Below are 18,110 nucleotides of genomic sequence, written 5' to 3'. Positions count from 1 at the left end.
GACTGGTATGATTTTTGACGAGTTTTATCCTTCATAGTGAAAATCGCGTAAAGAGGACACTCAAAAATCCTCATTCAGCAAGACTTAACCTCGGGCTTGCTAGTTTCGCCGCTCCGGAAACCAGCGGGCGAATGAGATGACGGCGAGCATCAAAAGGCTTGCGAAGCGGATTGCGATTGCAGGCGGTCTTGAGACTGCCAATCTCCTGCGCGCAGCTGGCGTGATGCGCGGTGCTCGCGGACTTGGCGCCATCTTCACGCTCCACCATGTCCGTCCTCACGAAGAAGCCGTGTTCGAGCCGAATGCGCATCTGGAAATCACACCGGAATTTCTCGATCTCGTTCTCGATCGCTTGAAGAGCGACGGCTATCGCTTCGTGGCGCTTGAAGAGATCCCGGCACTGCTTTCGCAAACCGGGTCCAATCAACCCTTCGCCGCCTTCACGCTCGATGACGGCTACCGCAATAATCTTGTCTACGCACTGCCCATCTTCGAAAAGCACGAGGCGCCTTTCACCGTCTTCGTCACCAAGGGTTTCGCCGAACGCACGCATACGATCTGGTGGGAGACGCTTGCAGCGCTTCTATGCAAGGAGGAGAAGATCGGCTTCGATTTCGGCAGCGGCCACGAGATGCTCGACGTCGCGACGACCGATGCAAAGGAGCGCGTTTTCGCGCGCATCGCCAACCATCTTCATCGACAGGACGAACGCGCCGCCGTCGCAGCCATCGACCTGATGGCGCGAAAACACGAAATTGACCCGGACGAAATCGTCGACGATCTCGTCATGACACCAGCGGAACTCAATCTCGTTGAGGCCAGCCCGCTGGCCTCGCTTGGTGCGCATACAATCAGCCATAGGGGTATGTCGCGTCTCTCCGACCGGGAGGTTCGCGACGAGATGCAGGCGTCCCGCGATTATGTTGCTGCGATCACCGGCGACCTGCCAGGCTCCTTCGCTTACCCCTATGGCACGCGCGAGGCGGTAATGCGCAGGCAGGCAGAGATCGCGCGCGATGTCGGTTTCGATATCGCGGTGACCACACAGCCCGGCGTCGTCACCCAGCGCTCGCTCGGCAGCATCACCTATCTGCCGAGGCTCTCGATCAACGGTCTCTATCAAAACGTACGGTACGTGTCCGGTCTCGCTTCCGGCATTCCGTTCCGATTCACACCAAACAGGCCTTGAGCGCGCCTGCTCATGCCCCGATCAGGGATACATGCGGACCTTCGTCCAGTCGCCTTCCGGCGACGACCGACGAAACTCGATGCGATCGTGCAGGCGGAACTTCTGGTCCTTCCAGAATTCGATCGACACCGGACGGATCCGGAAGCCCGACCAATGCGCCGGACGCGGGATCTCCCCGATTGCGTAGCGCGCCGTGTATTCGGCCACAGCTTTCTCAAGCGCGAAACGGCTCTCCAGCGGCCGCGACTGCTTCGATGCCCAGGCGCCGATTCGGCTGCCGCGGGCTCGTGTCTTGAAGTAAGCGTCGGCTTCTTCGTCCGTCACGATTTCCACAGGCCCGCGCAGGCGAACCTGCCGCCGCAGCGTTTTCCAGTGGAAACACATGGCGGCTTTCTTCTGCCCGAGGATCTCCTGACCTTTCTGGCTCTCGAAATTCGTGTAGAAGACAAAGCCCTCGTGATCGAATCCCTTAAGGAGAACCATGCGGACATTGGGAAGGCCGTCCTCGTCGACCGTCGCAAGTGCTACCGCATTCGGGTCATTGATCTCGGAAGCCTCCGCCTCCTTCAGCCAATCGGCAAAAAGATCGAACGGTTCGTTTCGCTCGGTGAAGTCACCGCTTGTTAACTCATTTGCCGACATATTAGCTCAAATGCCCCGGGTTTATTCAAAGTTTGCCCAGCTTTTAGCTACCGGACAGGACGCAGGGTGGAAGTCATAGCAAAGTCAGATCGTGATACAAAGGGTCTGCTGCGTCGCAGCGCGGCCTTCTGCATCGTCGGTATGGCGGTGCTCTCTCTCTCCGGCTGCGTCTCCAGCGGTCTGGATCTCTTCAGCAGCTCCAAGGTCGATCGGTCGGTCGCGACAGGCACCGTGCCGCAGCCCGCGCCGACGAGCGACTCGATCTCCGACGAAATGACCGTCGGCAACGCCGTGACCTCAGCCGACATCCAGCGGCTGGAGGGTCGCCCCCTCCCCTGGGCCAACGCTTCGACCGGCAGCGCCGGCGTCATCGATACGATCGTCGAGGATACGGATTCCGGCCAGGTTTGCCGCCAGTTCCGCACGACGCGCCACTCTTATGTCGGCATTGCAAAATTCTACGGCAAGACCTGTCTCGTCGGCGGTGGCAATTGGCAACTCATGAGTTTCCAGCCGGAAAGCTGAACGCCACACGGGGCACGCTTAACGCACACGCCGTTCTCTTTTGATGTTTAGCAAAAGGCTAACCATTCGGCACAAAAGCGAGACGTCTCCCACGTCGAATAAGAACTGATTAGCAACTTCTCCCCACAATCCGCTCTCAAATGCGCTCGGTTTCCTCCTTAAGATGAACTCGGGCGCCGAATGAGAGGCTTCGGGGTGCTAGGCAGAGGAACAAGCACACCGCATCGGAACACCGGCGGTTTGGGACATGCGCGATCCTTATAAGATTTTGGGCGTCAAGCGGGACGCGGGGCAGGACGAAATCAAGGCAGCTTGGCGCAACATGGCCAAGGCGGTTCACCCTGATCACAATCAGGGCGACCCGACGGCCAGCGCCCGCTTTGCGGAGATCGGCCGCGCCTATGAAACGTTGAAGGATCCGAAGAAACGGAGCCTCTTCGATAATGCCGCCCGCATGGCCGAAGCCAAGGCCAACGAAGGTACGATCATGCAGCAGCGCCAGGCGGCTCGCGAAGCCGCCGTGCGTGCCAAAGCAGCGCAAGCCAATGCAGAGCGCGTGATGGAAGAGCTTGCCCGCGCCGCCGCGCAAAAGGCTGCGGCCGATGCCGCCAAGCAGCAGAAGACCGGCGCGGCCGAGCCGCCGGAAGAAATGATCGAACGCATATTCGGCACGCAGGCGCGCACCGCGGCCGGCGGCGGACGCGCCCAGGGCTTTGCCGCCGGCGCTCCGAAGCGGCCGGAAGCGGAGGCTGCGACCGCGGACAAACAGCCGGATGCCGGCAAAGCCGAGGCTGAACAGCAGCAGGCCGCGGAGGAGGCCGCCGCGCAGGCTTCTGCGGTCATGCAACCACTTAGCTTGCTGACTTCGCTCGTTCGCCGCTTTACCGGCGGCAGCGCTGCCGTGCCTGAAAAGGCGCCGGATCAATTCGTGACAAAGACCGTCACCGTCGACGAGGTCATCAAGGGCGGATGGGTCACAGTCGACCTCGGTGAAGGTCGCGACATCGGATTCGCGCTGGCGACAGGCACGACGGAAGGCCATCAGGTGCGGCTCAAGGGCCAGGGACACAAGCTCACCGGCATGCAACGCGGCGACGCCGTCATCAACATCCACATTGCTCCCGATGAACGGTTTACGGTCAACGGTTTCGATCTGCATACGGTTTTGCCGGTGACGATCGAAAATGCCGTCCTGGGAAGCGAGGCACGCATCGATGGCCCCAATGGTTCGGTCACCGTCACGGTTCCCGCCTGGTCTGGCTCTGACAAGACAATCCGGATTCCGGGTCAGGGGCTGACAAACGCCGAGGGCGGCAAGGGCGATCTCGTCGTCGAGCTGCGCATTATGTTGTGGGAAAAACCCGACGACAAAGTCACCGATCTGATGCGAAGCATGAAGAACGGGCTGTTTCTGTGAAATTTTGGTGACAAGCGCACCCTTTGTTACGATCCCTAACAGTTGATGATTGCTGCCAATCTTGAACCGATTAGCAGCCTATGCCATAGGCAGGACCGATCAGAATTCCTTAGGGGGCGAAATATGGCTCAGGCAACAGGCCTCATGTCAGGCAAGCGCGGCGTCATCATGGGCGTTGCCAACAATCGTTCGATTGCGTGGGGTATTGCCAAGGCTATTCATGCACAGGGCGGCGAGATCGCATTTACCTACCAGGGCGATGCGCTGAAGAAGCGCGTGGAGCCGCTGGTTGCAGAGGTAAACGGCGTTCTTGCCGGACATTGCGACGTCAGCGACGAGTCGACCATCGATGCGGTCTTCGACCACGTCGAAAAGCTGTGGGGCAAGATCGACTTCATCGTTCATGCGATCGGCTTTTCGGACAAGGACGAACTGACGGGCCGCTATGTCGATACGTCGGCCGACAACTTCGCCAAGACGATGCAGATCTCCGTCTATTCCTTCACCTCGGTTGCGCGTCGCGCCGAGAAGCTGATGACGGACGGCGGCTCGATGCTGACGCTTACCTATTATGGCGCCGAAAAGGTCATGCCGAACTACAACGTCATGGGCGTTGCCAAGGCTGCACTCGAAGCCAGCGTCAAATACCTGGCAGTCGACCTCGGGCCGAAGAACATTCGTGTCAACGCCGTCTCCGCCGGCCCGATCAAGACGCTTGCAGCTTCCGGCATCGGCGACTTCCGCTACATCCTGAAGTGGAACGAATACAATGCGCCGCTGCGTCGAACGGTGACGATCGAAGAGGTCGGCGATGTCGGCCTGTACCTGCTCTCGGACCTCTCGCGTTCGGTTACGGGCGAAGTCCACCATGCTGATAGCGGTTACCACGTCATCGGCATGAAGGCGGTAGACGCGCCCGACATTTCCGTCATAAAGGACTGATCGCACTCTTTGCTGCGTCGCGCTCGCGACCCCTTTCCTCGCGACAGCGATTAAGGGGTTGCGTGCCCTAAACGGAGCCGATCATTGCTTATCTACGTCGTCAGACACGGCCAGACCGACTGGAACGCAGAACGTCGCCTGCAAGGCCAGAAGGACATCCCGCTTAATGCCATCGGCAGAGCGCAGGCCTGGCAGAACGGTATCGACCTCGCCGAGATCCTCAAGGTCGAGGCAATCCCCTTCGAATTCGTCGCAAGCCCGCTGGCGCGCACCCGTGCCACCATGGAGATCATGCGCGAAGCGATGGGTCTCCCATCAAAAGACTACCGAACGGACGAGCGCCTGGTCGAGGTTTCCTTCGGCGATTGGGAAGGCTTCACGATCAAGGAACTGAAGGCCACAGCCCGCGACCGCGTCACCGAACGCAATCTCAACAAATGGGATTTCATTCCGCCGGGAGACGACGCGGAAAGCTATGAAATCATGTCCTGGCGCGTGGCATCCTGGCTGAATTCTGTCGACAAACCAACGGTTTGCGTCACGCATGGCGGCGTCATCCGCGCCCTTTTCAGAACAATTGCCTCCTGGCCCAAGGAAGAGGCTGCCGAGGGCGAAATTCCGCAGGATCGCATCCTGAAGATCGATCGGGACAACGGACTGATCGGCTGGATCTAGTTCCGTTTGACGTGGCGGACGCCATCACCAGCGCATTTTCAGGCCGATCTCACCGCCGATCGATTGGCCGAGATCGTCAAATTCGATCTGATAGTCCACATTGGCATAAAGCGAGACATTTTCGCGGAGACTTGTGTCGAGACCAGCATTCAGTATCACAGAGGGACCGGAAAAATCGGATTTGAACGGTTGTGACTCCCCGTCCGCCGAGAATCCGATCGTCGGTGTCTCTAGAAACTGATAGGCAAAACTTGCGCGCAACCACGCGGTCAATGGCAGAGGATTTACCTCCTCCGGCTTGAGATCCCAGATCCTGACGAGGCGCCCGCCCGCCCGGCCGAGCAAGCTGTCTACGTCAGAGAAACTGACGGTCGCAGCAGAGTCGCTCGCATCATCGATGGAAATGTGTTGGTAGCTGACCTGAGCTTGCGGCTCGATAATCCATCCGTCCTCAAGATGAAGTGGATAGCCTACCTCGATAGAGGCGCCAAAGCCGAGACCATTTGGCGAAATCGAATACGGTCGATCAGAATCGGCGTTGATATCATACGATGTACCCTGCAGTAGGCCATCCAGATACCAGCCGTCCTTGCCGTAATGCGTCCAATAGCCGCCGAGCGTGTAGGCATTCAACCTGTTGGAACCAACCGATGCCCCGAACAGACTACTGTCGCCGTGGCCCTTGCCGACGACAGCATAAATGCCCGCCATCTCACTCGCACCATTTGCACCTTCAGCACTGTAGAGATCGATGCCGCCCTGAAAGGCGAACAGATTGTAATCCAGCTGCTTGCCGCGATTGACCGCGCAACGCTCATAGCCGTGCCTGCCGATTGTGCGGCCCCAGACATACGGTGGACCAGAGGCGTTCAACATGCCGCTGCCTGCCGCCTTGTCGTCGCCCTTGCGTTGGTGGAGCGTGTCAAGAAGCATCGAACCGTATCTCAGAGCGAGTTGCGGGCTGCTGGTATACAGTCCGACTTCGGGTCGAAACGCCCCCTCGTGACCGATTGTCTCGCCACTACCGCCACTGCCATTGCCACTACCGCCACCACCGCCGTCGCCGCCATTGCCGCCGCCGTCGCCGTCACTGTCACCGCTGCCGTCCTCCGGTTCACAGGGGGCCTCGCTTCCTCCCTCCGTACGCAGATACCAATTGTCGAGGCCGCTGCCGTCCTTGCTTGAGCGGAAAAGGTTGTATTCGAAAGCCCCCTTGGCGACAGGGCCATCAAGGACGAACGCCCCGCCAGCGGTGGTGCCGCCGTTAATTGCCTCCACGACCAATATACCGTTCCCGGTTGTCGCTTTGCCGCCGCCGCCGGCGTCCACGATGTGGAGCTTGGTGCTGCCCGAAGCGTTTCCGCCGTCGATCACGAGCTTGTCCGATGCTGCTCCGTCGCCTTTCAGTTCGGTATTAAGAGACAGGCTGCTGCCGACACCGCCAATGTAGTCGCCCTGAATGACAAAGACGTCCTTTGCGGAATTGTCGGTTCCGACCAAGCTGATGGTTCCGAAGTTGGTAACTGTGACCCCCGTGCCGTCAAACGACAGAACCGCCGCGTTTCGACCGCCAGCAAATACTGTGCTGCCCACACCGATGACGAGCTCGCCGGTCCCGGTACCCGCATCGCCGAGCGTCAGAATGCCATCGACTTGATTGTGGGGCGCCATGGTGAGCGTTGCGTTCTCCAGAACAATCCGTTCCCAGTTCACGAATCGGTTGGCGTCCAGCACTGCCACGCCCTGCAGCGTCAATGTGTCGTTACCAAGCTGACCGTTGACGGTAGAACTTGCAGTGGCCACCTGCGGGCTCTGCAATACAAGGACGTCATCTCCATTCGTGCAGATGACATTAATGCCGCTGACGGTGCAATCCGCTCTGGCTATCTCCGGAAACCACCAAATGGACCCCGCAAGAAACGTCAATGCGGTTGTGGTTGCTCGCATCCGGAACGAACGCCCGACGGTATAGCCTCTTGCCCCGCAGCGAAGATCGCTGCGATCGCCAGTGTCGCGATATGTTTTGCTTTCTTTATGATCGCGAGTCGTCGATCGCCGTGGGCCCATCCGTCGTCGTGATGGCCACTGCCTGCGGATAGCCTCGGTCCTCAACAAGACACGTAGCGCCTCCCCGTCACCGGTTCCCCAGCAACAATATTCCGGGCAGGCCGAGACTTGTCAACCAATGGTTAAGAGAGAGACGATTTCCGCTGCTTTACTATCTTTCAGGTTGTATGCGCGGGAGTTCGTGGCGAGGCGCTGGCGAAAAGCAGAGCAAGCGGAAATCGCGGCTACGGCGAGTGCGGCGCGATGATTCCCCGTTTCGCTTATTGGACGATATCGAGATCGTTGATGACACGTTTGCCATCGACCTCGGTGTAGAAGACGATAACCTTCACGCCCGCCTTCAGTCCCTCGAAATTGAATTCTTCCGGTGCCTGGTAGGTCTTTCCGTCATCCAGCGTGAGGCTGAGGTTAGTCATATCGACCTTCTTGATCGTCGCCTCGACGTCCGCGCTCTCCGCAAATCCGCTGATCGGCGACAAGAAACTGGCTGTGGCCAAAAGCGTAGCGACTACGAAGCGCATGACAGCATTCCCTCGAAAACACGACTCAATAATCCAACTGCGCACAGATAACCTCCCGAATATGGCGAAATTTGCCCTGAAGAATGACCTGCCGCGTCAAATTGGTGAAGAGTATTTTAACAATAGCGGCATCGGTTCGTTAATTGCATTTCCAGTACGTTTCCACGTTCGGCAAAGGGTATTGGCGGGCAATCGTAAATTAACTGCTTCTATCTACAGTCGTCCCGAACATGGGAGACTGGGTTTTGCTATTCCGCCTTAAAGACAGCAACACATTGCGGCGCGTCTTCAGGAATACCCGTCTCGCCCTCCTGGTTTCCGGCCTCGTTGCTATTGTTGTGGTCATTGTCGGCTTCGGGCTGGACCGTGCCAATACTGCCGCTCATCGGCGTGAAGTGACGATACGGACAGAAAACGAAGTAGGTTTGATCCGGGCGCGGATGACTGCGCAGATCAACATGGACATCACCGTCGTACGCGACCTGGCCAACATGGTGGCGGTCAGTTCGAGCGTGAATACCGAGGAGATGGAGCGGCAGATCAACTGGCTGCTCATCCAGAACCCCCACTTCCTGAATATTGCCGTCGCACCGGATTTCATCGTCGGCGCCGTCTATCCGCCACAGGCCGGGAAAGGACGGATCGGGAAAGACGTCCGCGACATTCTTGCCGCGCGTCAGTCGGTGATGCGCACGACCGGCGACCAGCAGGCGCGCTTCTATGGACCGATCGCCGCCGGCGATGGTGCGGAGGCCTTCGCGATCTTCTTTCCCGTTTTCATTAAAGAGAATGGGCAGCGGCGGGTCTGGGGAGCAGTCGAAGTCACGATCGATGCGGACATGTTCTATCAGAACACCGGCTTGCAGCCGGCGCGCAACAGCGAGAATCAGGAGAAGTACCCGCACCTCGATCACCTCTCGATCGCGGTGCGCGACCTCTCCATGGCAGACTCGGCCACGCCCTTTTTCGGCGCACAGGATCTGCGCGAAAAGCAACCGATAACGCGAAAGGTCGCTTTTGCCGGCGGGCGCTGGCAGATTGCGGCGGTCCCGAAGACGGGCTGGAACGCCGTTCCCGAGAACCAGTCAACGCTTCGCCTGATCATCGCGGCCGCCGCCTGTATCACGATCATCCCGGTCTTCTTTGCGACCTTGCTGCTCGGCGAGCGCAATCGCAATATTGCCCAGCTCAAGGTGCGCGAGGCGACGCTGCTGAAGCTGTCGCAGCGCCTCAATCTGGCATTGGAATCGTCGAATATCGGGATATGGGAGCTGCACGAGCACGGCCACACCCTGTTCTGGGACGCCCGGGCCTCAGCACTGCACGGCAAACCCGCGGAAGACGGCAGTCATTCGCTGGAAGACTGGCTTGCTGCGATCGTCGCCGAAGACCGGCACATCGCGGAAGTCCACTTTTTCAACTACAACGTCGCCGGCTCCGCCTACGAAACACAATACCGGGTCACAGCCGAGGGCGGCACTGTCCGGCACCTGCGCTCCATCGGCTCCTTCTACACGGACGCGGCAGGCGACGAAAAGACTATCGGCATCGTCTGGGACGTCACAGCCGACGCGGAAGCGGCCGAAATCCTGCGCAAGGCAAAGGATGTCAGCGACATCAAGAATGCCGAGCTGGAGATGGCGCTGGACGAACTGTCACGACGCGAGGCCGAGCTTTCCGAGCTCTCCGGCAAGCTCGATCTGGCGCTCGACTCCTATCAATGCGGGATCTGGGAAGCGACGCTCGGCGACGAGGGCTCCATCTGGGACGAGCGAATGCACGAGCTTTACGGGCTGACGCCAAGAGCCGGTTTCATGACCGAACCGGTCTGGCTTTCCTGCATTCTGCCTGAAGATCGCGACTTGGCCCTCGAAAGCGCCCGCCATTTCAAGCAGGTCGGTGACACTCATACCCTGATCTGTCGCGTTCCGACCGAGGACGGCTCGATCCGCTACGTTCGCTCGACGGGTAAAGTTCACCAAACCCCGAGCGGTCACCAGAAGATCATCGGCGTTGCATTCGATGTTACCGAGGATGCGCTGATGACAGCGCAGCTCAAGGCTGCCAAGGACGAGGCGATCGCCAAGAATATCGAGCTCGAGCTTGCCAAGAACCGCATCGAGCACAACTCGCTGCACGACCCGCTGACGGCGCTCGCCAACCGCCGCAAACTTGATATCGCACTTGAGAAGCTGACGCTCGACGGCCGGAGCGAGCGGCAGAAATTCGCAATCCTCCACATCGACCTCGACAGGTTCAAGGAGATCAACGACACACTCGGTCATGCCGCCGGCGATGCGATGCTGATCCATGCGTCGCGCGTGCTGTCGAGGAACCTGCGCGGAGATGACCTCGTAGCGCGCATCGGTGGCGATGAGTTCGTGATCCTGGCACACAACGCCAGCGATGCGGATATGTCTGCCCTTGCCGGCCGGATCATCGAGCAGATGCGCCAGCCGATCGACTTCGAGGGATTCGCCTGCCGTTGCGGCGTCTCCATCGGAATCGCGCTTGCGAATGGCGTGCACGTCGATGCTCGCAAGGTGCTGATCAATGCCGACATCGCCCTTTACCGCGCCAAGAGCCAGGGGCGGAACCGCTACGAATTCTTCAATCACAATCTCCAGGCCGACATCATCAACAACAAGCGCCTGGCCGACGAGATTCTTGCCGGCATCGAGAACGGCGAGTTCACCGCCTGGTATCAGCCGCAGTTCTCAGCACGCACGATGCAACTCACCGGCGTCGAAGCCCTGGTTCGCTGGCAGCATCCGTCCCGGGGACTGCTGACGCCGGACAAATTCCTGAAGATCGCCGACGAGATCAACGTCGTCCAAACGCTTGACCGTATCGTTCTCGACACCGCGCTGAAGGACAAGATGCGCTGGACGGCAAGGGGCATTTCCGTTCCGAAGATCTCGGTCAACGTTTCGGCACGACGGCTGCATGACGAAACCCTCGCAGAGTCACTGCGCGGCCTGCAGATCCGCCCCGGTGAGCTGTCCTTCGAGCTGGTCGAATCGATCTTTCTCGACGAGAGCGAGGATGTGGCCGCTCATAACCTCGATCAGATCAAGGCGCTTGGGATCGACATCGAGATTGATGATTTCGGGACCGGTCATACCTCGATCGTCAGCCTCCTCAAGCTCAAGCCGAAGCGGCTCAAGATCGACCGACAGCTGGTTCAACCGGTGATGAATTCGCCGCAGGAGCGCGCGCTGGTCAGCTCGATCATCGACATCGCCCGCTCGCTTGGTGTCGAAACGGTGGCGGAAGGCGTAGAAACGGCGTCGCATGCCGCCCTCCTCAACGAGCTCGGCTGTGACCTGTTGCAGGGCTACGCATTCTCCCGCCCGCTTTCTTTCGAGGACTTCGCGCAAATGGCGGCCGGAAGTTCCTGGCGTATCGCCTCCTGACACCATCGTTTACAATCAGCGGAAACACCATTTCCTTTCGTTGACGGTTTCGAGCAAAGAAAGGCTTTTGCCGCTGCGTTTTTTTGGCCTATGAGTGTCGCGCATTTTTCAGATGAAGGACGCCGCCGGTGACGACCGGTTGGCGCGATCCGGTCGGGACACATGTCGCATAACACATTCGGTCATCTCTTCCGTGTAACCACCTGGGGCGAAAGCCACGGGCCGGCGCTTGGCTGCGTCGTCGACGGCTGCCCACCCGGTCTGCGCTTCAAGCTCGAGGACATTCAGATCTGGCTCGACAAGCGAAAGCCCGGCCAGTCGCGCTTTGTGACGCAGCGTCGCGAGGCTGACCTGGTCAAGGTGCTGTCCGGCGTCATGCTGGACGCCGACGGCGAGACGATGATCACGACTGGCACGCCGATCTCGATGATGATCGAGAACACCGACCAGCGCTCCAAGGATTACGGCGAGATCGCACGACAGTACCGGCCTGGCCATGCCGACTACACCTACGATGTAAAGTACGGCATTCGCGACTATCGCGGCGGCGGCCGCTCGTCGGCCCGCGAAACGGCGGCGCGCGTAGCAGCAGGCGGCATTGCCCGTCTTGTTGTGCCCGGGGTCAAGGTGCGCGGCGCGCTGGTGCAGATCGGCAAATACAAGATCAACCACCAGAACTGGGATTGGGATCAGGTCGACCAGAATCCCTTCTTCGCGCCGGATGCCGCGATCGTTCCCGTGTGGGAAGAATATCTCGATGGCATCCGCAAGAACGGCTCTTCGATCGGCGCTGTCGTCGAGGTAGTGGCCGAAGGCGTGCCGGCAGGTCTCGGCGCCCCGATCTATGGCAAGCTCGACCAAGACATCGCCTCGCTGCTGATGTCGATCAACGCCGTCAAGGGCGTCGAAATCGGCAACGGCTTCGAAGCCGCTGAGATCACCGGCGAGGAAAACGCCGATGAGATGCGCATGGGCAATGACGGCAAGCCATTGTTCCTGTCGAACAAGGCCGGCGGCATCCTCGGCGGCATCTCGACCGGTCAGCCTGTTATCGCGCGTTTTGCCATCAAGCCGACGTCATCGATCCTGACCGAGCGCCGGTCGATCGATGCCGATGGGAACAATGTCGATATTCGCACCAAGGGGCGGCACGATCCGTGCGTCGGCATTCGCGCCGTGCCGATCGGCGAAGCGATGGTCGCCTGCGCCGTCGCCGACCATTACCTCCGTGACCGCGGCCAGACCGGCCGACTGAAATAGGAACACTGACATGCCTTATGATCAAAAGCGCGTCGTCGATGCCATTCGAGCCTTCGAGGCCGGCGAAATCGTCGTAGTGATGGATGACGACGACCGCGAGAACGAAGGCGACCTGATCGTTGCGGCTGTTCACTGCACCGCGGAGAAGATGGCTTTTATCGTGCGTCACACCTCCGGCATCGTCTGCACGCCGATGCCAAAGGAGGAGGCCCGCCGGCTCAACCTGAATGCGATGGTTGCCGAAAACGATTCGGCCCATACGACCGCCTTCACCGTTTCGGTCGATTTCAAGCATGGCACGACGACGGGCATTTCCGCCGACGACCGCACGCTGACGGTCCGCAATCTGGCGAACCCCAATGTCGGCCCGGCAGATTTCGTCCGTCCCGGCCACATCTTCCCGCTCGTCGCTCGCGAGGGCGGCGTGCTGATGCGCTCCGGCCATACGGAAGCCGCGGTTGATCTCTGCAAGCTTGCCGGGCTGCCGCCGGTCGGCGTGATCTGCGAGCTTGTCAATGACGACGGCACCGTCACGCGTGGCCCGCAGGTGGTCGACTTCGCAGCAAAACACGGGCTGAAGCTCGTCTCGGTCGCCGATCTCATTGCCTATCGCCAGCGCAAGGAAACCTTGATCGAACTCGGCGCCAGCTTCGACATCGAAACGCCTTTCGGCAAGGCCAAGGCCCATACCTACTCGCTCCCCTGGGATCCGATGCAGCACCTCGCCGTCGTCTTTGGCGACATTCGCGACGGCATCGATATTCCAGTCCGCCTGCACCCTGAAAATGTCGCGGAGGACCTCTTCGGCAAGCGCAGCCCGGTCGATCACTACATGCAGAAGATCGCCGAGGAAGGCCGCGGTATCATCGTCTATCTCCGCGAAGGTTCCGTCGGCGTCGGCCATTACGACAACGGGCGCAAGACGCGCAGCCAGGGCCGCGAATCCCACGCCGAAGCCAAGAGCCGCGAAAGCGAATGGCTGGAGATCGGTCTCGGTGCGCAAATCCTCAAGGACCTCGGCGTCAGCTCCATCAAGCTGCTCACCAGCCGCGAGCGTCACTACGTCGGCCTCGAGGGCTTCGGGATCAAAATCACCACTACGGAGATTTGCTGAGATTCAGCTAGATAGTATTGGCAAAGATCTCAATATTGACAAGACGATCGTTGCGATAGGTTATCGAGAAGTCGTACGCATAAGGCTGCAGAATGTAATACCAGCGCCGCCACTGCGCTATAAGGCTGCTACAGCTCTCGGTATGTTCAGTGCATCCAAAGCTGAGCGTGCGATCGGAACCGTTTGGTAGAATGCGCGTGTTATCGTTGTACTTCAGATGCTGCGCGCTCAGCCAAGCGGCCCCTTGCTCCGGACCTCCCAAAGTATCCAGCATCCGGAATAGACAGATTTGCGCATCCCGCTCCGTACGGAAACGGCTCCAATCGATCTCGAAGGAGTCCTGCTGCGCACAGCTTTCAGCATCCGGCCATCTTTCGAGGGCGCGCAGTAACCCAAGTGCGATATCGTAATGCGGATCGCGCAGCATCCGATAGTTTCCCAGAGAAACAATACCGTCGGGGCTGATCGAGGTGATGTGGCTCTTGAGATATGCGACGTAGGCCGCAGCGCATCCGGCCAGCGCGACGACCACTGAAAGAAATCGAAGAATACGGCGAACCTTGACGGAAGCGAGCATCGCTGTGTCCAGCCTTTCATCTAGCTCTTCGTGTACCACGCATCCAGCAGCACGACCTTCTCCAGTCCCGCAAACTTTGCCACGCGCTCCAGTTCGGCATGCAGCCTTTCCAGTCGCCCGACCGCAGCCTTTACGCCCGGCTCCAACCATAGCCGCTTGACGTCCAGCGTTCCGCCTTTGCGATCTGCCTTCATGTCGATGCGGCCGATCAGCTTGTCACCTTCCAGAAGCGGGAAAACGTAGTAGCCGTATTCGCGCTTCGGCTCTGGCACGAATACTTCAATGCGATAAAAGAAGCCGAAGAGGCGTTCAGTGCGATTACGGTCGCGGATCATCGGATCGAAGGGGCTGAGCACACGCACGCGCGGGGGCGCCTCGGGATAGTCCTGAAGGCTCGTGAGCAGATCCGGGAAGGCCCAGGATGGGCGCGACTTGCCACCAAGCGCCGGCTCGATCAGCACCTCGGTCAACTCGTCGCGATGCGCGTTGACCCAGGTTTTCGCTTCATCGGGCGACAGCAGATCCCAGAAAGCGGCAATCTCGCCATGCGTGGCAAAGCCCAACCGCGTCAGCGCACTGCGGCAGGCCCAGTCGACAAACTCCTCACGGCTGACCTGAGGCTCGCGATATTCCGCCGGGATGACGCGCTCGACCAGATCATAGATCTTCTGGAAATTTGAGCGGCCGGCAATCGCGAACTTACCTGTATGCCAGAAATACTCCAGCGCCGTCTTGTTCGGGTGCCAGTTCCACCAGCCGCCGGAAACATGCCCATCCGCCTTGATCTCACGCGCCATGATCGCGCCGTCGCGGACGACCCGCTCATAGGTTTCATCGAAGGCATGCTCGAAGCCCTCGCCGCGCCATTTGCGCCAGCGCTCGATGATGGCTTCTTCCTCGTGACGGAACTTGTGCTTCCAATATTTGAAGAATGCGCTCGGCAGGATGGAGGCGTCATGCGTCCAGTGCTCGAAGAGCGAGCCCTCTTTCTCCAGCAGTGCCGTCAGGTGCTCGCGCTTGTAGGTCTGGTTGCGGGAAAACAGGATCTGGTGATGCGCCCGCTCCACCGTCTGGATGCTGTCCACCTGCACGAAACCGAGTTCGTGGATAAGCTCCAGCAGGCCGGCTTTCGTCAGCGCCTTGTTCGGCGGCGCGCTCAGGCCCTGCTTGGCGAGGAATATGCGGCGGGCATCGGAATTCGAAACGAGATTCGTCATAGCGCATCATAGGCCGGAAAATGTTCCTAGCCACCCGATAAGTTTGAGGGGACCAGTCAGGAAGGAGCAACCAACATTCATTGCGAGATTTTGAGCTTTCAAAGTGCGAAATTCGTTATAGAACGGCCTCTCAATTCACGAGGAACCAGGTGGATATCCGTTTCGAAGGCGCAGGGGTCAGCTATGGTGCACGTGTCGCGCTGGCGCCCGTGACGCTGCAACTCAACGAAAAGCGCATCGGCATCATCGGCCTCAACGGCTCGGGCAAGACGACCTTTGCGCGCCTCATCAACGGCCTGACCAAGCCGAGTGTCGGACGCGTGATCGTCAACGGCCGCGATACGGCCGACGTCAAGGCCGTTCTCACCGATGTCGGCTTCATCTTCCAGTCCCCGCAAAACCAGATCATTCTGCCCATCGTGCGTGATGACATCGCCTTCGGGCTGAAGAGCCGCGGCTACAAGCCGGCGGAAATGGAGGCTAAGGTGGAGGCGGTCCTGCAGCGTTTCAGCGCCGCCCATCTAGCTGAGCGCCGGGCGCACGAGCTTTCGGGCGGAGAACTCCAACTTGCCGCCCTGTGTTCCGTGCTGGTCACCGGTCCAGACATTCTCATTTTGGACGAGCCGACCAACCAACTGGACCTCAAGAACCGCGGTCTCGTGCAGAGGCTGGTGGAAAGCCTTCCCGAGAACGCGATCGTCATCAGCCACGATCTGGAGTTGGTCGCCGACTACGAGCGGGTGCTGGTTTTCCATGAGGGCAATCTCGTTGCCGACGCGCCTGCTGGAGAAGCGATCCGTTGCTACAGGGAGATCGCCAGCAGATGAAGTCGCTTTTCGTCGAAGGCAACAGCGCCATGCATCGGGTTTCGGCTCGCGCCAAGCTGCTTGCGCTTGCCGCCCTCGGCGTCGTGCTCTTCCTTTCGACGAATCTCCTGCTGCTTGCCTTGGCGGTGGTCGCCACGGCCGCGATCTACTTCAGCATCGGCCTTCCGGGACGATCCGCGCTTGCGCGGCTGAAGCCGGTCTTCCTGACGATCGTCATTGTGGCGTTGTTCAGTCTGGCCTTCAATCCCTGGCATGTCGCAATCGTCGCCCTGCTGCGCCTGACCGCATTGATGCTGTTTGCTGCCGCCGTGACAGCAACGACCACAATTGCGCAATTCATTGATGAGATTACACTTCTGGCACGACCGCTGGAGCGCCTCGGACTTCTCCGGGCCAACGATGTCGGCCTTGCTGTCGGGCTCGTCGTCCGTTTTGCACCCGAAATCCTCGATCGTTACAGTGCCATCCGCGAGGCGCACGCGGCTCGTGGCATCAAGGTACGACCAACGACCGTGCTCGTGCCGCTGGTCATTCTGACGCTGAGGGATGCGGATAACATTGCGGCGGCAATTGACGCGCGCGGCGTTCGGCGGCATCTCAATTGAGAACTCGCTAACAGGAGCCCTGCATGAGCACTCGCGACCTCGTTCTCTCCGCCCTCTTCGCGGCCATCATCGTCGCGCTCGGCATTCTGCCGCCGATCACGCTCGGCTTCATTCCGGTGCCGATCACGGCGCAGTCGCTCGGCGTGATGATGGCGGGTGTCGTGCTCGGCGCGCGCCGCAGTACGATTGCCGTCCTCATCGTCCTCGTGCTTGTTGCAATCGGCCTTCCCGTGCTTTCCGGCGGTCGTGGCGGGCTGGCAGCCTTCGCCGCACCGACCACCGGCTTTCTGATCGGCTGGGTATTGGCGGCTTTCGTCACCGGTTATCTCAGCGAGCGGCTGGTCAAGTCAGAGCAATCGGCGCTGGTACAGACGGTCGGCTTCTTCCTTGCTGCGATGATCGGTGGCATCGTCGTTCTCTATGCCTGCGGCATCGTCTATCTGGCGTTCGCCGCCCAGCTTGGCCTCTCCAAGGCCTTCCTTGGCTCAATGGCGTTTATCCCCGGTGACGTCATCAAGGCGCTCGTTGCAGCGCTTGTCGGCCGTGCCGTCATGGTCGGCTATCCCTTGCTGCCGGTGCGCAGCTAATCGACGAAACCATAAAGCCAGTCGCGCGTGACTTCGGGAAGCGGGACTGGCGAACGATCTTCGCGTGAGCGCGCCTGCCAGATGATCTCGACCTCGGCAGAGCGCTCATCGCCAATGTCGGCTGCAATGATGAAGCCAACCGAACGCACACCGATCTTGTCCACCGACGCAGTGAACACGACCCGCTCATCGTAACGCAGCGGCCGATGGAGAATGCAGGTCACCTTGCTGGCGATGTAAAGCGGTTCGTCCTGCAACCGTGGCCTCGACGACCAGAAGGTCGCCAGCACGGACTCGGCATAGGAAATATAGGAGCCCAAAAATACCTGGCCGTTCATGTCGACATCGCGGAACGGCACATTCATCTCAACGGTGCGCGTGACCTCGTTCATTGATCTTTCTACCAATTTCCCCCTCCCCTCAGACTAGCCGCGAGGCCGACCGAAGTAAACGGGAGGACCGGTGCGAGGAGCAACGCGCGCGCTTGTTGAAATCGGCGCATCGAGCCCCATCTGCTGTGGATCATGAC

Annotated in this window: 17 protein-coding genes; 11 read left to right on the top strand and 6 right to left on the bottom strand. The window is 59.7% G+C overall.

The genetic code is table 11. From position 1 onward, the window contains the following. The first annotated feature begins 136 nt into the window (after nt 1-136). Complete coding sequence (locus ATY79_RS24340) at nt 137-1,189, top strand: polysaccharide deacetylase family protein (protein WP_088694538.1); 1,053 nt, start codon at nt 137-139, stop codon at nt 1,187-1,189. A gap of 21 nt (nt 1,190-1,210) precedes the next feature. On the opposite strand, the gene pdxH is transcribed toward ATY79_RS24340, so the two are convergent. Then, nucleotides 1,211-1,831, bottom strand: a complete 621-nt coding sequence (gene pdxH, locus ATY79_RS24335) for a pyridoxamine 5'-phosphate oxidase (protein WP_088705115.1) — start codon at nt 1,829-1,831, stop codon at nt 1,211-1,213. A gap of 66 nt (nt 1,832-1,897) precedes the next feature. On the opposite strand from pdxH, the gene ATY79_RS24330 reads away from it, so the two are divergent. The 4 genes from ATY79_RS24330 (at nt 1,898) to ATY79_RS24315 (ending at nt 5,390) form a co-directional block, all read left to right on the top strand. After that, the gene (locus tag ATY79_RS24330; RefSeq protein ID WP_088694540.1) at nt 1,898-2,356 is read left to right on the top strand and encodes an RT0821/Lpp0805 family surface protein; all 459 of its coding nucleotides are present in this window, start codon (nt 1,898-1,900) and stop codon (nt 2,354-2,356) included. A gap of 247 nt (nt 2,357-2,603) precedes the next feature. After that, nucleotides 2,604-3,773, top strand: coding sequence for a DnaJ C-terminal domain-containing protein (locus ATY79_RS24325; RefSeq protein WP_088694541.1), 1,170 nt, complete (start codon nt 2,604-2,606; stop codon nt 3,771-3,773). 123 nt (nt 3,774-3,896) lie between these two features. Next, nucleotides 3,897-4,715 (top strand): enoyl-ACP reductase FabI, encoded by an 819-nt coding sequence (gene fabI / locus ATY79_RS24320; RefSeq protein ID WP_007793163.1) that lies wholly within the window; start codon nt 3,897-3,899, stop codon nt 4,713-4,715. A gap of 84 nt (nt 4,716-4,799) precedes the next feature. Continuing rightward, the gene (locus ATY79_RS24315) at nt 4,800-5,390 is read left to right on the top strand and encodes a histidine phosphatase family protein (RefSeq protein ID WP_088694542.1); all 591 of its coding nucleotides are present in this window, start codon (nt 4,800-4,802) and stop codon (nt 5,388-5,390) included. Between the two features lie 24 nt (nt 5,391-5,414). On the opposite strand, the gene ATY79_RS24310 is transcribed toward ATY79_RS24315, so the two are convergent. Next, nucleotides 5,415-7,193 carry an autotransporter outer membrane beta-barrel domain-containing protein gene (locus ATY79_RS24310; protein WP_189638068.1) on the bottom strand — a complete coding sequence of 593 codons (1,779 nt, stop codon included), beginning with the start codon at nt 7,191-7,193 and terminating at the stop codon, nt 5,415-5,417. 524 nt (nt 7,194-7,717) lie between these two features. Next, entirely contained in the window at nt 7,718-7,978 is a 261-nt protein-coding gene (locus ATY79_RS24305) for a DUF1344 domain-containing protein (RefSeq protein WP_024314249.1), read from the bottom strand. 245 nt (nt 7,979-8,223) lie between these two features. Between ATY79_RS24305 and ATY79_RS24300 the strand changes: the two genes are divergently transcribed. The 3 genes from ATY79_RS24300 (at nt 8,224) to ribB (ending at nt 13,768) form a co-directional block, all read left to right on the top strand. Then, nucleotides 8,224-11,394 (top strand): EAL domain-containing protein, encoded by a 3,171-nt coding sequence (locus tag ATY79_RS24300; RefSeq protein WP_088705113.1) that lies wholly within the window; start codon nt 8,224-8,226, stop codon nt 11,392-11,394. Nucleotides 11,395-11,556: 162 nt separating this feature from the next. Then, nucleotides 11,557-12,654 (top strand): chorismate synthase, encoded by a 1,098-nt coding sequence (aroC, locus tag ATY79_RS24295; RefSeq protein WP_088705112.1) that lies wholly within the window; start codon nt 11,557-11,559, stop codon nt 12,652-12,654. A 10-nt stretch (nt 12,655-12,664) separates the two neighbouring features. Then, nucleotides 12,665-13,768 (top strand): 3,4-dihydroxy-2-butanone-4-phosphate synthase, encoded by a 1,104-nt coding sequence (ribB, locus tag ATY79_RS24290; RefSeq protein WP_088694546.1) that lies wholly within the window; start codon nt 12,665-12,667, stop codon nt 13,766-13,768. A gap of 7 nt (nt 13,769-13,775) precedes the next feature. Here ribB and ATY79_RS24285 read toward each other — a convergent pair whose 3' ends face one another. After that, nucleotides 13,776-14,345: a hypothetical protein gene (locus ATY79_RS24285; RefSeq protein ID WP_088705111.1), complete on the bottom strand. Its 570-nt coding sequence runs from the start codon at nt 14,343-14,345 to the stop codon at nt 13,776-13,778. 20 nt (nt 14,346-14,365) lie between these two features. Next, nucleotides 14,366-15,562 (bottom strand): winged helix-turn-helix domain-containing protein, encoded by a 1,197-nt coding sequence (locus tag ATY79_RS24280; RefSeq protein ID WP_088705110.1) that lies wholly within the window; start codon nt 15,560-15,562, stop codon nt 14,366-14,368. 149 nt (nt 15,563-15,711) lie between these two features. Between ATY79_RS24280 and ATY79_RS24275 the strand changes: the two genes are divergently transcribed. The 3 genes from ATY79_RS24275 to ATY79_RS24265 are packed head-to-tail and all read left to right on the top strand — an operon-like array spanning nt 15,712 to nt 17,581. Next, nucleotides 15,712-16,389 carry an ABC transporter ATP-binding protein gene (locus ATY79_RS24275; protein ID WP_088705109.1) on the top strand — a complete coding sequence of 226 codons (678 nt, stop codon included), beginning with the start codon at nt 15,712-15,714 and terminating at the stop codon, nt 16,387-16,389. Beyond that, nucleotides 16,386-16,994, top strand: coding sequence for a CbiQ family ECF transporter T component (locus ATY79_RS24270; protein ID WP_088705108.1), 609 nt, complete (start codon nt 16,386-16,388; stop codon nt 16,992-16,994). Before ATY79_RS24275 ends, ATY79_RS24270 begins: the two co-directional genes overlap by 4 nt. 23 nt (nt 16,995-17,017) lie before the next feature. Next, nucleotides 17,018-17,581 carry a biotin transporter BioY gene (locus ATY79_RS24265; protein WP_088705107.1) on the top strand — a complete coding sequence of 188 codons (564 nt, stop codon included), beginning with the start codon at nt 17,018-17,020 and terminating at the stop codon, nt 17,579-17,581. On the opposite strand, the gene ATY79_RS24260 is transcribed toward ATY79_RS24265, so the two are convergent. Then, on the bottom strand, nt 17,578-17,973 hold the full coding sequence (locus ATY79_RS24260; RefSeq protein WP_088705106.1) for a hotdog domain-containing protein: 396 nt from the start codon (nt 17,971-17,973) through the stop codon (nt 17,578-17,580). The genes ATY79_RS24265 and ATY79_RS24260 overlap by 4 nt on opposite strands. Between the last annotated feature and the right edge of the window lie 137 nt (nt 17,974-18,110).

Source organism: Rhizobium sp. R693 (assembly GCF_002211315.1).
Taxonomy (GTDB): domain Bacteria; phylum Pseudomonadota; class Alphaproteobacteria; order Rhizobiales; family Rhizobiaceae; genus Rhizobium.
Note: the sequence above shows the minus strand (reverse complement) of the source record. Positions and strands in the feature narration are given on the sequence as shown.